The 417-nt window shown below is 48.0% G+C and carries 1 protein-coding gene; it reads left to right on the plus strand.

Translation table 11 applies throughout. The features are described 5' to 3' along the window. Positions 1–120 precede the first annotated feature (120 nt). Positions 121–417 (plus strand): 50S ribosomal protein L19 (rplS, locus tag GWG67_RS38855; RefSeq protein WP_275174915.1); only part of this gene is annotated, 297 nt, incomplete at its 3' end.

Here is a 417-nt window from a genome sequence, read left to right on the forward strand (position 1 = left end):
GACTGAAGAGCAAGCAAGGTTGCTGGCGGAGTTCAAAACGGAACACGCACAACAGCAACATAAACATGATGGGATGGCGTAAGCCCCCGAGATATCAGTTTACCCAGGATAAGAGATTAAATTATGAGCAACATTATTAAGCAACTTGAACAAGAGCAGATGAAGCAGGACGTACCTTCCTTCCGTCCGGGTGATACCGTGGAAGTGACAGTATGGGTTGTTGAAGGTTCCAAAAAACGTCTGCAGGCATTCGAGGGCGTGGTTATCGCAATTCGTAACCGCGGTCTGCACTCTGCATTCACTGTTCGTAAAATTTCCAACGGCGAAGGCGTTGAGCGTGTCTTCCAGACTCACTCTCCGGTAGTTGACAGCATTTCTGTCAAACGTCGTGGTGCTGTTCGTAAAGCTAAACTGTAC

Origin of the sequence: Bradyrhizobium sp. CSS354, assembly GCF_029051725.1 — a bacterium.
GTDB lineage: Bacteria > Pseudomonadota > Alphaproteobacteria > Rhizobiales > Xanthobacteraceae > Bradyrhizobium.